Below are 13,021 nucleotides of genomic sequence, written 5' to 3' on the forward strand. Positions count from 1 at the left end.
TAGTTCATAGTTCAGTAGTTCATAGTTCAATAGAGCACTACTGAACTATGAACTACTTCGTTTAGGCAAACTGCGCGCGTGTTTAGTTCTTCTTCACGCGCTGGGTGTGGATGATCTTGTCTTCGGCATCCTGGAGCTGGACGAGGTACATGCCCTGGGGGAGGTCGGCTACGTTGTAGGGTTTGTCGGAGACGTAGTCGAATACCTTGACCTCGCGGCCAACCATGTTGATGACCCGGATCGTCTTGACCCGATCGGAATGGCCAATTTCGAACTGGGTGGTGACGGGGTTAGGGAAAACCCGGAGGTCTTCCTGGCCAGCGGAACTCTGGGCGGCCAAGCCACAGGAGAAGACGAGGAAAGCGATAGAGAGTAAAACGTTTTTCATGGTGTGAATACTTCAGAAAAGATTAGAGAGTAGAGCGTGTGGTAGGTAAGTAGACAGCCGCTTTGCAGTTCCTTTGGCAGCATCAACTACGGGTTTAGGGGGAGGTGCACGGGAAAATGAGAAAATTTTAAAAAAAGCCGAAAAAAGGGCAATTTTGGCGATATTCAGTCAAAAAACCCTCTCCGTGGCCTTTCATCGCTCTTCATCTTTTTCTGGCACCTGCGGTCGCGCCCAAGATGATTAAATATCATACTTTCAGGAAAATGGGCCGTGTTTAACCCGTTTGAGGGGTTTATTTGTTAGGTGAAAGAAGCAAACCCAAAACATCTTTCTCCCCTGACTGCGGCTTCCGTGCCTTGGTACGCGTGGTTTTGATCGTCCTCAGGCCGCCCCCGGGTGGTTTGGACCATCGAATTCCTCACAAGCGCTTAATTTAGCCGCCCGGTAATTATGGCTGAAGTAATTGAAACCAACGTAGAAGAACAGGCGGGCCTCCGCAAGGCCTACGACGCGATGATTGCGTGCCTGAAACCTGCCCCCAACGAGGTGGACCGGGAACAGATGCTGCGTGCTTACGAACTGGCCAACTTCAGCCACCGCTACCAGCGCCGCAAATCGGGTGAACCCTACATGTACCACCCCATCGCCGTAGCCCGGATCTGTGCCGAAGAAATTGGCCTGGGGCCCACGGCCATTTGCGCTGCTTTGCTGCACGACGTGGTAGAGGATACGCCGGTCTCGCTGGAAGACATCCGCACCGCCTTCGGAGAATCCATCGCCCAGATGGTGGGGGGGCTGACGAAGCTGGACAGTGCCTACAGCAACGAAAGCCAGCAGGCGGCGAACTTCAAAAAAGTGCTCAGTACGCTGATTGTAGACGTGCGCATCGTCCTCATCAAGATGGCCGACCGCCTGCACAATATGCGGACGATCAAGAGCATGGCCGAGCACAAGCAATTCAAAATTGCCGCCGAAACCAGCTTCATCTACGCGCCGCTGGCCCACCGCCTGGGGCTTTACAACTTCCGCTCGGAATTCCTGGACCTCTGCATGAAGGTTCTCGAACGCGAGGAGTACGACCGGGTAGCCGGCAAACTGCGCGAAACCAAACAGGCGCGGGAAGAATACATTGAGCGCTTCATTGCCCCCTTGCGCAAGGGCCTCGATGAGATGGGCTTTACCTACCGCATCTTCGGCCGGCCCAAGTCGATTTACAGCATTTACAATAAGCTGAAGAAGAAAGAGGTCCCGTTCGAACAGATCTACGACTTGTTCGCGGTGCGGATCATTGTGGACGTACCCCTGAAAAAAGAAAAGCTGGCCTGCTGGACGGCCTATACCGTGGTCACCGAAGAATACCAGGGCGTTGCCGAGCGCCTCAAAGACTGGGTGACCATCCCAAAATCCAACGGCTACGAAAGCCTCCACACCACCGTAGTGGGCCCCGACGCCCGCTTTGTGGAAGTGCAGATCCGCAGCGAACGGATGAACGAGATTGCCGAAAGGGGCTTTGCCGCCCACTGGAAATACAAGGGCATCAGCAACCAGCCAGACGTGTACGAGCAGTGGTTTGACAGCGTGCGGGACATCCTGGACGACCCCAACAGCGACTCCGTGCAGTTTTTGGGCGACTTCCGTGCCAACAACTTTTTCAACGAGGAGGTCTACGTCTGGACCCCCGACGGCGATATGCGTACGCTGCCCAAAGGCGCTACGGCTTTAGACTTTGCCTTCAGCGTCCATACCGAAGTGGGGTACCACTGTCAGATTGTGATGTGCGACGAGCGGATCGTCCCCCTGAGCTACGAACTGCGCAACGGCGACCGCCTGAAGGTGATTACCAACAAGCAGCAGAAGCCTAATGAAGGCTGGCTGAAACTGGTGCGCACGGGCAAAGCCAAGGCCAAGATCCGCCAGGCCCTGAAAACCGACCGCAAGGAAAAAGGGGAACTCGGCAAGGAAGCCTTGCTGCGCAAACTCAAGCACTTGCGCATTGATGAGACGCGTGCGGCCATTGAGTTGCTCGCTAACCACCACTACGAAGGCAGCCAGATTGATTTGTTCTTTGACGTAACGGAAGAGAACGTCTCCATCGCCCACCTGCTGGAGCCCTTCATCGTGGAAAATGGCAAACTGGTGGCCAAGGCCATCAAATTGCCCCTGGAAGAAGACCGTAACCTGGCAGCGGGGCGCAAGCGCAACCCGGCGGGAAAAGAAAAGGGGCAGACCAAGCTGCTCATCAACGGAGAGCCGGGCGACCAATTTGAGTACTCGATGGCCACCTGCTGCAACCCCGTGCAGGGAGACCAGGTTTTTGCCTACCTGACGGCCAGCGCCGGCCTTAAGATCCACCGCAGCCGCTGTTCCAACGCCGAGCACCTCATGTCTAACTACGGCTACCGGATCATGCGGGCCGAATGGGTGAGCACCTCCGAGAGCAGTTTTGTGGTCAACCTGAAACTCACCGGGCTGGATAGTGGCAAAGGCGTAATCGAAAGAATCAGCCACGAGATAGCTGAGATGAACCTCAACGTGCGCAGTTTCAACATCGCGGGCAACGACGGTTTCTTTGAGGCGCACATCAGTTTGCTGGTGCGCAACACCGACCAACTTTACCTGGCCATTCAGGCGCTGAAAAACTTAGAGTACATCTCAACCGTTTCCCGGGAAGACTAAGGGCTCGTGCAGGCCCTGAACGTCCGCAAATCAGGGACCAGAAAGGCACACCCTTTTCGGGCCCGCTAAGTACGCACCACGTATGCAATCCAATCCTTCCAACGACTTCGAAACCGTCAAGGCCATCTTTTCCGAGCACCTGCGGGAGCGGCAGGCCCGGCGCACGCCCGAGCGCTACGCAATCCTGGAGGAGATATACAACCGCGACGACCATTTTGACGCCGAGTCGCTTTACATCCACATGAAGACCAACAATTACCGCGTATCCCGCGCCACGGTCTACAACACCCTGGAATTGCTGGTGAGCTGCGACCTGGTCAAAAAACACCAGTTTGGCAAAAACCTGGCCCAGTACGAAAAAAGCTACGGCTACAAACAGCACGATCACCTGATCTGTAACGACTGCGGCAAGGTGCTGGAGTTTTGCGACCCCCGCGTGCAGCAGATCAAAAACATGATGGGAGAAATTCTGCACTTCAACGTCACTTCCCACTCCCTCAATCTCTACGGCAACTGCATTGGCGGTTGTGAGCAGAAGGCAGCGCAGTGAGCCGGCATTTCCACGCCAGGAATTGCGCGCAAGGAAATTTGGATGCCACTGCCGCTGTCCTTATTTTCGCGGGGCCGGGGGTGGCGGCGGTGCCAGGCCGTGGGCGTACCCCAACCCGGGCACTTTCCACAACGTAAAACCAAGAAGCCGGGCCAGTGCACTGTGCACCACGCCCGCTCTGCATCCATAAGTTCTTAGTTATGTCTTTTGAAATTACCGGTACCCTAGTAAAGAAATTCGAGGTCGAGACCAAAGGGGACACTTTCCGCGTGCGCGACTTCGTCATTAAGGCCAACGACGGCGGGCAGTACGACAACTTTGTGAAGTTCCAGACAACCCAAGACCGGACTGCCATCGTCGACGATTTGAACGAGGGAGACGAGATCAAGGTCCACTTCGATCTTCGCGGCCGCGAGTGGCAGGGCAAGTACTTCACCAACCTCAACGCCTGGCGCGTGGAGAGTGTGAGTGCGGGCAGCGACGCCAAGCCAGCCACTGCCCAGAGCTTCAACGACTTCCCGACCGCCGGAGACGAGCCAGCGGCGGAAGTGTCCGACGACCTGCCGTTCTAGGGGAAAGGTCTGCCGCTTTGGCCAACCTTCCCGCCCGGCGATTGTCTTATGCCAAGGCAAGCCGTTGTGGGGCGCTGACGCAGGTGCAGGGTTTGGGACAAGTGCCACGCCCGACTGCTTTTGCCCCCGCCGCGTTCACCTTAATAATCCGCCAACTTATGACCAGCCAAACCACGCAGGAGGTAACCGTAACTGCCGACAGTTTCTTCCAGGCCCAGTACAGCGACCCCGCCCGGCTTCAGTACGTTTATTCCTACCGGATCCGGATCGAAAACAATGGCACCCGGACGGTTCAATTGCTGAGCCGCGCCTGGGAAGTGATTGACGCCACGGGCGCAAGGCGGGTAGTGGAAGGCGAAGGAGTGGTCGGTCAGCAACCCCACATCCTGCCCGGCACCGCCCACGAGTACACCAGCTGGGTCCAGTTTGAAACGCCCATCGGTGCCATGCAGGGCAGTTACCTGATGCGCCGCTCTGACCGGCAGGGCCAGGAAGAACTCTTTCAGGTCGAAGTTCCCAAGTTTCTCCACATCGCCCCCGAAGTACTCAACTAAATCCGTCCCCTGGCCCGCGCCCGTATCTCCTGCGGCGGGCCGGACATCGGACTTCACCCGCCACAGATACACTTTTCCCCACCGGCGGTACTGCCCTCTCAACCAGGTTGTGCCTCCTCAAACCAATGTAAACCAACGTCATTATGCGTAAACAATTCCTCACCCTCGCCACCCTGGCCGTGGCCCTTTTCTGTACCCTTGGCCTCTCTGCCCAGATCCGTACCCCTTCCGCCTCTCCCACCACTAAGCTGGAGACTACGGTGGGCCTGACGGACGTCCACGTAGAATACAGCCGCCCCGGCACGAAAGGCCGCAAAGTTTTTGCCGCCGACGGCCTGGTACCCTTCGGCGAGATCTGGCGCACGGGAGCCAACCAAGCGACCAAACTCACCTTCACCGGCCCCGTCACCGTTGGCGGCACCGAACTGAAAGCCGGCAGCTACGCGGTGCTCACCCGTCCCGCTGCCGATAACTGGACCGTAATGATCTACCCCTTCGAAACGGGCAGCTGGAACAGCTACGTAGAGAAAGAACCCGCCGCCAAAGCCACGGTAAAAACCAAAGCCACCGGCCACACCGTCGAAACCTTTACCATCGACGTACAAAACCACGGCATGGGTACTGCCGACCTCGTTATGATGTGGGAAAACACCATGGTGGCCGTTCCCCTGGCCACTAAAGTGAAGGAGGCCGTCATGGCCAACATTGACGCCGTCATGGCCGGCCCCAGCATGAACGACTACTTCCAGGCTGCGTCTTTCCTGGCCGACAACGGCGACAACAAGCTCGCGCTGGACTACGTAAAGAAGGCCAACGCCATGGCTGGTAAGGAACCCCGCTACTGGATGGTTCGCCGCGAAGCCACCATCCTGGCCGACCTGGACATGAAAGCAGAAGCCAAAGCCGCTTTTGAAAAGTCGCTGGAACTGGCCAAAGCCGCTGGTAACATGGACTACGTGCGTATGAACGAGAAGTCGCTCAAAGAACTCAAGTAAGGCTTTGGCGGATAGCCCGCCACCTTTCTTCCCGCAACGGGGCTGTGCAGGCATACTGTGCAGCCCCGTTGTTTTTTTTGCTGGAGCACCCGCCTTCAACCATGGCCGAGAAGCGGTGTTGTTCACCCTGTCTTTCTCTCTGATCCTCAAGGTAACCGTATGTCTGCTTCCGCTGAAATGCCCTACTTCATCAAGCCCTCCGTCAACCTGAGCAATGCGGAGAAGCGAGTGGCCTACGCCGAAGCCCGCGCCGCTATCCTGGCCACCCTCGGCGGGGAGCAAGACGAGACGGTAAAGATGGTCACCATCAACTGCCTGCTGAAAACCTACCTGCCCTACTACTACTGGGTGGGCTTTTATCTGGTACGCGGAGAACGGGAACTGGTGGTAGGTCCGTACCAGGGGACGCTCGGCTGCCTCAGCATCCAGTTTGGCCGGGGCGTTTGCGGCGCAGTGGCGGCTAGTGGGCAAACCAAAATTGTGGCCGATACCCACGCCCTGGCCCCGGGCAGCGAACACATCGCCTGCGACCCCAACAGCCATTCGGAAATCGTCGTTCCCGTTTTCCGCGCCGATGGCTCCCTGTTCGGGGTGTTTGACGTGGACAGTACGCTGGAGGCTTCTTTCGATGCCACCGACCAGGAGGAGCTGGAGGCTTTGCTGGCGAACGTCTTTGCGGGCGGCGGCGGACACTGACCCCGGAGGAGAGAAAGACCGGGCCGGAACCCCCCCCTGCTCCTTCAACTTCCCTGGCACCTGCGGCCGCGCCCCTATCCAGACACCAAGCCAGGCAAAAACTCTTTACCTTCGCGCCAATGGCCGCCGGATACACGATAAAACTGCCCCAGTTCGAAGGTCCCTTCGACTTGCTCCTGTTCTTCATCGAGCGGGACGAGCTGGATATTTACGACATTCCCATTGCGAAGGTCACCGACGATTTTCTGGACTACATGCGGCAGGCCGAGGCGATGGACATTGACCTGGCCAGCGAATTTGTGTTGGTGGCCGCCACCCTGTGCCGCATCAAGGCCAAGATCCTCATCCCCCGCAAGGCCGTTGACGAACAGGGCAATGAGATTGACCCCCGCGAGGAACTCGTTTCCCGCCTGCTGGAGTACAAGCGCTATAAATCCGTGCTGGAAGAACTCCGCACCCTGGAAACGGAGCGGGGAATGCGCAATTACCGCGGCAACATCACCGACGAGCTGGCGCAGATTGCCGTGCGCGCGCTGGTGGACGTCGAGCTGGAAAGCGTCACCCTTTTCAAGCTGCTGAAGGCCTACGAAAGCCTGCTCGGCAAACTGGAGGAGGCCAGCAAACGGCCCGTCGTGCACGAGATTGCCCAGTTCAGCCACACCATCGAAGAGCAGCAAATCCGGATCATGGAGATGGTCAGCGCCGTGCGTTTTGGCAAAGCGCGGCCCAGTTTTGCGGACCTTTTCAGCGTTTGCAAGACCCGTATCCACGCCATCGTTACCTTCCTCGGTTTGCTGGAATTGCTCAACGCGCGGGAGATCAGCATCGTCCCCGGCGAGGGACTTAACAATTTCTGGCTGGAGCCGGCCGGGGGAGAGAGCGGCAGCGAAGAGGAATAAAACAGGGCGCGGCCGCAGGTGCTCCCCCCCGACCCCCGGAGGGGGGAGTAGGGACAAGGAGCAAAGGGAGTCCGGCCGGGATTATTCCCCACCCTCCGCAGCACCACTCACTTCCAGTGCTTCGGGGCCCTTGCCAACGCGGTCGGCCAGGTAGCGTTGGTCTTCGCAGAAGGCCAGTAGTTGTTCGCGGATGAAGGTCTTGGCCTCCGCTGCCATCGCGTGGGGATAGAGGAGGTGCAGGTTGGGGCCGGCATCGAGGGTGAAGTAGAGCGGCAGCCTGGTTTCCGCCCGAAACTGGTGGATCCGCTCAATGGCGCTCAGGGTGTTGGGCCGGATGAGCAGATAGGGCGGGTGGCTGCTCATCATCAGGGCGTGAAGGGTAAGGGCTTCGGACTCCAGGAGTTCCCCGAAGCGCTCTACGTTGCCCTGGCGTAAGACGGTCAGCATCTCGTCCGTCCGGCGCGTAGCCTGGGCGTAGCGGGCCGTAGCGTAGGGGTTGCCTTCCATCAGGCCATGGCCGGCCCGGCTGCTGACCGACTTTTCCGAGCGTGAGATCAGCAAAATGTCGTCGTGGTAATCCTGGAAAGTAGCGTGAAGTCCGTCGCGGACTGGCACCGCATATTCGTCGCTGCTGCCCGGCAAACCCGCCAGCGTGCCCCACACGGCAGCACCGCCGTACACCGAGCGGCAGGCGCTGCCTGAACCCAGGCGGGCCAGGTAGCTGGCTTTGGCCCAGTACTGTTCCCGGTCTTTAAACGGTGCGAACAGTGTCTCTTCCAGGCTTACCAGGCAAAGGGCCAGCGCACTCATCCCCGATGCCGAGCTGGCGATGCCCGCCGAGTGGGGGAAAGTGTTACTGGTGTGGATCGTCAGGCTCAGCTGCTTCAGGAACGGGTAGATGGGCAGCAGCGACTCCAGGAATTGCCGGGTGCGCACGGTGAAGCCTTCGTTACGCTCACCATCCAGGTAAAGTTGAACGTCGACGCCCTCCCCGGCCTGGGTACGAACGGCGTAGTCGAGGGTAGTATCCGTAGCCGCCCCCTCCAGGGTAAAGCTGATGGAGGGGTTGCGCGGCAACTGTTTGCCGTGCTTGCCCCAGTACTTCACCAGGGCGATGTTGGAGGGGCTGCGCCAGCGCAGTGCGCCCGGGCGGACTTCACTGCTGAGGACGGTGAGGCTGGGGTTGGTATAATCCATAGTTCATTTCCGAAGGGCGCAAAATACGAAAGTTGGGGGGAGAACGGGATTAATGGGGGAAAGGAGGAAGGGATTAAAGGAGCAAAGGGGTGCAGCGGTTTGCAGGGTTCCCCAATGCTCGAGGGCCGCAAAGTCACCGAATGTACTTTGCGGCCCACCAGTCAGGTGCCCATCCGATGGCAACAGTTTACTTTTTAGTAGCGGCGATCAGGCTACGCAGCTTAGCCGAGGGCACGGTGGTAGCCGGCAGCGGCCCCAGAATATCGGGGGAGGGGACGGGTTTGCCGACGGTGTCCAGCAGGAAAGAGAAGTCCGTACCCAAGGTGATTTGTGCAACGCCGTGGCAGCCTTTGCACCCGCCCATGTTGAACAGGCGCTGGCCACTGGCCAATAAATTGGGCTTTCCGTCGAAGGGGTCTCCGATGCTGCTGCCGTGAAAGTCGGCCAGGGTGGGGTCCGATTCAATCACATAGTTGGCTAGGAAGTAGCTGAAACTCGTGGAATCATCCGAGGGGGCACCCTGGACGCCCACCAGGCGGTAGTTTTGCCAAATGGTATTCGGATTCAGCGCCTTCATCTGGGCGTGAACGGCCGCGTTGGCTTGCTGCACCACCGCCGGAATTTCGTGGAAGCGGGGGTAGTTCTCCACAATATTACCCGATCCATCCAGCAGTTCATAGGCCATATCATCCCCTTCTACGCCAACGTGCTCCCAGGTGGCAAAGACAAAGCCCGGATAGTTTTGGGTCTTATGAATGATGTGGATGCCGATCAGGGCAAAATCGCCATTGTTGTAGGTGATCGTTCCATTGGGGTCTTTCTCGTAGTAAATGGCTTTTCGCACGAAGAACTCCGCAGGGTCATCCGCCGCCGTAAGCTTGCGCCAGGCGGTTTTGATCTCGATTGCACCATCGTAGGTAGCGCCCGTACTTCCGGGTACGGCGGCTCCGCCGCAGGGTAGGCAGACTACGCCTTCGGCGGCGGGACAGTTACAGGTACTGGTGGCACCGGGGTAATATTCCTTGAGTTTGGTTATGTTGTCCAGCGTCTTGGAGGTGGCCGCCAGCAGCTGTGCTTTAGTAGGGTAGTTGCTTCTGATGTACTCGTATTCATCCCGGTTTGTTTTTGCCTGATACACCACGGTATTGGTCTTCCCCTCCGCGCTGTAGTGGGCGTAAAGATTACAAGAGCCTATCTCGTTGTTTTCGTCCAGATTATTGAACAGGGTGAAGCTGGCACTGGCGTTGGCGGGCTGTGGCGGGTTGATGAAACTATAGCGTGGGGCCATGTCAAAGGCCTGCATTTGGTCGTCCGCCGGCCGCAATTCGGTGCGGTGGGCGTAGGTTTCCCAGACGAGCAGGTCGGGATAGGCATCGGTGTACCTGCTCCAGTTCCAACTTGTATCGGGGTGATCCCGCTTACCATCCTCGTTGTAAGAAGATTTCCAGGTCAGGGCAATGAATTCTTCCCAGGCGAATTGTACCAATTGCTGCGGGGTAGCATTCGCACTGAGGTCTTGGGGTACTTGCGCCGTGAAGCTGATGTTAATGGTCGTTGCGTCCGGGGAGGCTTCCAGTAAGACTTCTTGTTGCTGGCTTTTCTCCTGGTTTCCGCAGCTGAAAAGCAGGGCCAAGCAGCAGAGGAGCGTCGCCGGGCGGTGACTAAGTGGGTGATTAAACATGGTATGCGTTTTAATGATTTAGAAAAGGCGGCCGTAGGGAGTGCTCTCCGTAGGGTGGTCAGTTTTTCACCGCGTACCAGGTTGCCGTAACCCCCGCCGGATGCACCGTGCCATTGTCCCCGGGGTGGGGGATTGCCCTTACGATGGAGCCAGTAAGGACGTTGGGCTGGTTGACGCCATCTTGCCACGGCAAAACCAGGTAACAGACGTAGTTGTAAATCCACTCGCTGCCACTGATGACGCCTTTGCCCTGGAAGCGGAGGGTGAAGGGATTGCCGTAGTTGATGGACCCCTTTAGTTGCAGCGCCCAACTGACCTTACCGTCGGGCAAATTGTTGTCCGTCCCATAAATGGTTCCCTTGAGTACATTAAAGGGGGCGGGGTCTATCTGGATAAATCCTTGTCCGAACACCAGGGCATCGGCGCTGGTGGTCAGGTCAGGATCATTATTCCAACTCCGGTAGGTGTAGGTGCCCACCAGGAGGTCTTGTGCGCTATCTGCCATGACGGTGGTTTTGGCATCGCCCCCCAATCCGGCGGAGACAGGAGGGCGATGGAGGATGATTTAGTGGACCACTGTTTCAGTTTGCTGAAGCCGCCCGACGTTGCGATTGCGGGTAATCAGCCGGGTAGTTACCGTATGGTCAAAGGACCGGGGAGCCACCCCATCATCCTTCTTGTGGGCCAGCAGCACCTGGGGAAGCGCGGCTTGAGGCAAGGCAAAGTGGGCCCTGACTTCTAAATGGTTCTGGCAGTTGGCACATCCTTGGACGTTCCAGCGACTGAGCACGGCTTCGTGGCCAATAACCTGGCGCTTGCCATCGATGACGGCCTCGGCCGCCACGAGGAAGGAACCTCCTTCGATGGCCCGGTTTACGTTCGTGATCTGGACCACGGGTAATCCCGCCGTTTCTGTGGCCGCCGCCTTAGCTGCGAGGAAAGCCGCTTCGTCGTCCAGCGAGCCTACGCTGTAGGTATAACCCAGCTGTTCCTCAATGTTGACCATATCCAGGGAAGTCACGGGCCGGCTGACCCCGTTTTCCTCGATCCGGAATGGATCCAGCGGGGAAGACATGGTTAACCAGGAGTTAGGAGCAGTCCCCGGCGTAGGTCCCTGGCTGTCTACCGAGTTGGTTCCCGGATAAAAGTCGATAATCTCCAGGCGATCCCGGTGGCCGTTAAACTTCTGCCACAACCAGAACACGCGGTCCACATTGCAGTGGTGGAAAAAGAAAATGGGGTCGAGGCCCGCCGTATTGTTCTCCCCCATATCGCCGTTGGCCCCGTCGATGGGTGACTTATCGTAAACGCCGGGGTAGTCATAGCCCCCCACCGCCAGGTGAATGCTGTTGTGCGGACTCTCCAGCGGAACGACGATCGGCTGGCCCTTCTTGCTGGGGTCCAGGGTTATCGAGGCGTTGTGTTCCGAGGCAGAAGTCGTGTTGGAAAAAACGGTGTAATTGGGGGCCAGCAGGCAGTCCTGGTATTTTTTGCCCACGTGCGTTGGAACCGGCTTTCCATCTACGATGATGTGGGAATTCAGCCACTCCACAATGTTATCGTTGAGGATTTGGACGTTCTTTTGGTAGTCCGGGTACTGGCTGTTGTGTTTTTTGGTGGCCTCAATATCTCCTTTGCCGACCAAGCCAGACAGTGGGTAGCGGACCGTTTCGTAACCCGCCGGCTTGGTGTAATCGTAGGAACCTGCCCCAATGGCATTGTCCGTAATCGGTGCGGGAAAAACGAAGGAACGCAGCGGGTTGGGCGTGGTACTGTCCCGTGGAAAAAACTCATCCGTCAGCGCCCACGGTATGCCGTTTTCCATGGAGTCCTGGCTGGTTTCGTCCCAGTAGGGCTGCATGACGTCTTCGCACCCGGGAATGCTCTGGAGGGCTTGTTCCAAACGGACGAGGTAAGCACGGTGCCAGGTGGGAAAGAGGACATTTCCGTGGTTGCAAAAACCGCCCCAGTAAGAGGCATTTCCCCAGCCCGCCCCCACAAAGGGTTCACCGTGGTAACCACCAATGACGAAGAAGGAATTGGGATCATCCGGAGGAAGCGCCTTGATGCCCGCCCAGGCCTGCATCACTTTCTCCAATGGTCCTTTGTCGTTGTTGTTGTATCGGTCCTGTAACTCCTGAATAGAGTACCGGACCCGTAATTGAGTAGCCATAATTTATGCGTTGTTTGGTTTGAGTAGCGACGGAATGCTGAGCGGAGCCAGGGAAAAGGAATTCCAAAGCGACCCGGAAAGAATACCGAGCATACCGATGAGGAAAGGATAGTTAGCCTCGGCACCGAGCGCCCGACTGATTAAAATGATGAGTACGCCAGCCAGGCTCAGCGCAAAGGGGCCAAGCCCTTTCTTTCGCCGGTTCCGGAATAGCAGCACGAGGTGCAAAGACAAAAACCCGATCAAAACCGGGTAAAGCCAACCCTGGTAGGGCAGACGGGACACGCCGAAGCCTCCAAACATACTCATGTACGCCGCCCAGCAAATGGGACACTTGGGGAAAAAAGCGACCAGCAGACTGAGCAGGACGGAGGAAAATGAGCGGGCAGACTTAGCAGCGAGCTCTTGCCTGGCCACCTCCTTCGCCTCGGGCGGTGGAACCGCGCAACAACAGCTTTTTTCCGGCTGCGTTTCCTGGGGGGAACCCGATGCTTCACCCTCCACCGGCATGGGAAAAGCCCTCAACTTTTTGTTCCACTTTGGACGAATTACCCGGTAAGCTGACCTAGCCCACCCCGGCAATGTTATTGGTTCATTTTTCACGATTTTTTGACCTTTGGCCCTATAGCAAAGGTCGGAG

General features: G+C 57.6%; 13 protein-coding genes. 7 read left to right on the forward strand and 6 right to left on the reverse strand.

Features of this window, described 5'->3' with window-relative positions:
* Positions 1 to 82: 82 nt before the first annotated feature.
* Entirely contained in the window at positions 83 to 388 is a 306-nt protein-coding gene (locus H9S92_RS16715; RefSeq protein ID WP_187467833.1) for a T9SS type A sorting domain-containing protein, read from the reverse strand.
* Positions 389 to 838: 450 nt separating this feature from the next.
* Between H9S92_RS16715 and H9S92_RS16720 the strand changes: the two genes are divergently transcribed.
* The 7 genes from H9S92_RS16720 to H9S92_RS16750 all read left to right on the forward strand — a co-directional run bounded on the left by H9S92_RS16720 (position 839) and on the right by H9S92_RS16750 (position 7,330).
* Positions 839 to 3,064: a RelA/SpoT family protein gene (locus tag H9S92_RS16720; RefSeq protein ID WP_187467834.1), complete on the forward strand. Its 2,226-nt coding sequence runs from the start codon at positions 839 to 841 to the stop codon at positions 3,062 to 3,064.
* 82 nt (positions 3,065 to 3,146) lie between these two features.
* Positions 3,147 to 3,614: a Fur family transcriptional regulator gene (locus H9S92_RS16725; protein ID WP_187467835.1), complete on the forward strand. Its 468-nt coding sequence runs from the start codon at positions 3,147 to 3,149 to the stop codon at positions 3,612 to 3,614.
* Positions 3,615 to 3,814: 200 nt separating this feature from the next.
* Positions 3,815 to 4,186, forward strand: coding sequence for a DUF3127 domain-containing protein (locus H9S92_RS16730; RefSeq protein ID WP_187467836.1), 372 nt, complete (start codon positions 3,815 to 3,817; stop codon positions 4,184 to 4,186).
* A gap of 158 nt (positions 4,187 to 4,344) precedes the next feature.
* Positions 4,345 to 4,740 (forward strand): Co2+/Mg2+ efflux protein ApaG, encoded by a 396-nt coding sequence (gene apaG / locus H9S92_RS16735; RefSeq protein ID WP_187467837.1) that lies wholly within the window; start codon positions 4,345 to 4,347, stop codon positions 4,738 to 4,740.
* A 143-nt stretch (positions 4,741 to 4,883) separates the two neighbouring features.
* Positions 4,884 to 5,735: a DUF2911 domain-containing protein gene (locus tag H9S92_RS16740; protein WP_187467838.1), complete on the forward strand. Its 852-nt coding sequence runs from the start codon at positions 4,884 to 4,886 to the stop codon at positions 5,733 to 5,735.
* A 159-nt stretch (positions 5,736 to 5,894) separates the two neighbouring features.
* Positions 5,895 to 6,431, forward strand: a complete 537-nt coding sequence (locus tag H9S92_RS16745) for a GAF domain-containing protein (RefSeq protein ID WP_187467839.1) — start codon at positions 5,895 to 5,897, stop codon at positions 6,429 to 6,431.
* A 119-nt stretch (positions 6,432 to 6,550) separates the two neighbouring features.
* Positions 6,551 to 7,330: a segregation and condensation protein A gene (locus H9S92_RS16750; protein WP_187467840.1), complete on the forward strand. Its 780-nt coding sequence runs from the start codon at positions 6,551 to 6,553 to the stop codon at positions 7,328 to 7,330.
* A gap of 81 nt (positions 7,331 to 7,411) precedes the next feature.
* On the opposite strand, the gene H9S92_RS16755 is transcribed toward H9S92_RS16750, so the two are convergent.
* The 5 genes from H9S92_RS16755 to H9S92_RS16775 all read right to left on the reverse strand — a co-directional run bounded on the left by H9S92_RS16755 (position 7,412) and on the right by H9S92_RS16775 (position 12,984).
* Positions 7,412 to 8,527: a diphosphomevalonate/mevalonate 3,5-bisphosphate decarboxylase family protein gene (locus tag H9S92_RS16755; protein WP_187467841.1), complete on the reverse strand. Its 1,116-nt coding sequence runs from the start codon at positions 8,525 to 8,527 to the stop codon at positions 7,412 to 7,414.
* Positions 8,528 to 8,714: 187 nt separating this feature from the next.
* Complete coding sequence (locus tag H9S92_RS16760) at positions 8,715 to 10,208, reverse strand: hypothetical protein (RefSeq protein ID WP_187467842.1); 1,494 nt, start codon at positions 10,206 to 10,208, stop codon at positions 8,715 to 8,717.
* A gap of 58 nt (positions 10,209 to 10,266) precedes the next feature.
* The gene (locus H9S92_RS16765; RefSeq protein WP_187467843.1) at positions 10,267 to 10,713 is read right to left on the reverse strand and encodes a hypothetical protein; all 447 of its coding nucleotides are present in this window, start codon (positions 10,711 to 10,713) and stop codon (positions 10,267 to 10,269) included.
* Between the two features lie 60 nt (positions 10,714 to 10,773).
* Positions 10,774 to 12,381, reverse strand: a complete 1,608-nt coding sequence (locus H9S92_RS16770) for a tyrosinase family protein (RefSeq protein ID WP_187467844.1) — start codon at positions 12,379 to 12,381, stop codon at positions 10,774 to 10,776.
* A 3-nt stretch (positions 12,382 to 12,384) separates the two neighbouring features.
* Positions 12,385 to 12,984, reverse strand: coding sequence for a hypothetical protein (locus H9S92_RS16775; RefSeq protein WP_187467845.1), 600 nt, complete (start codon positions 12,982 to 12,984; stop codon positions 12,385 to 12,387).
* Positions 12,985 to 13,021 lie beyond the last annotated feature (37 nt).

Source organism: Neolewinella lacunae, from assembly GCF_014349155.1.
Taxonomy (GTDB): Bacteria; Bacteroidota; Bacteroidia; order Chitinophagales; family Saprospiraceae; genus Neolewinella; species Neolewinella lacunae.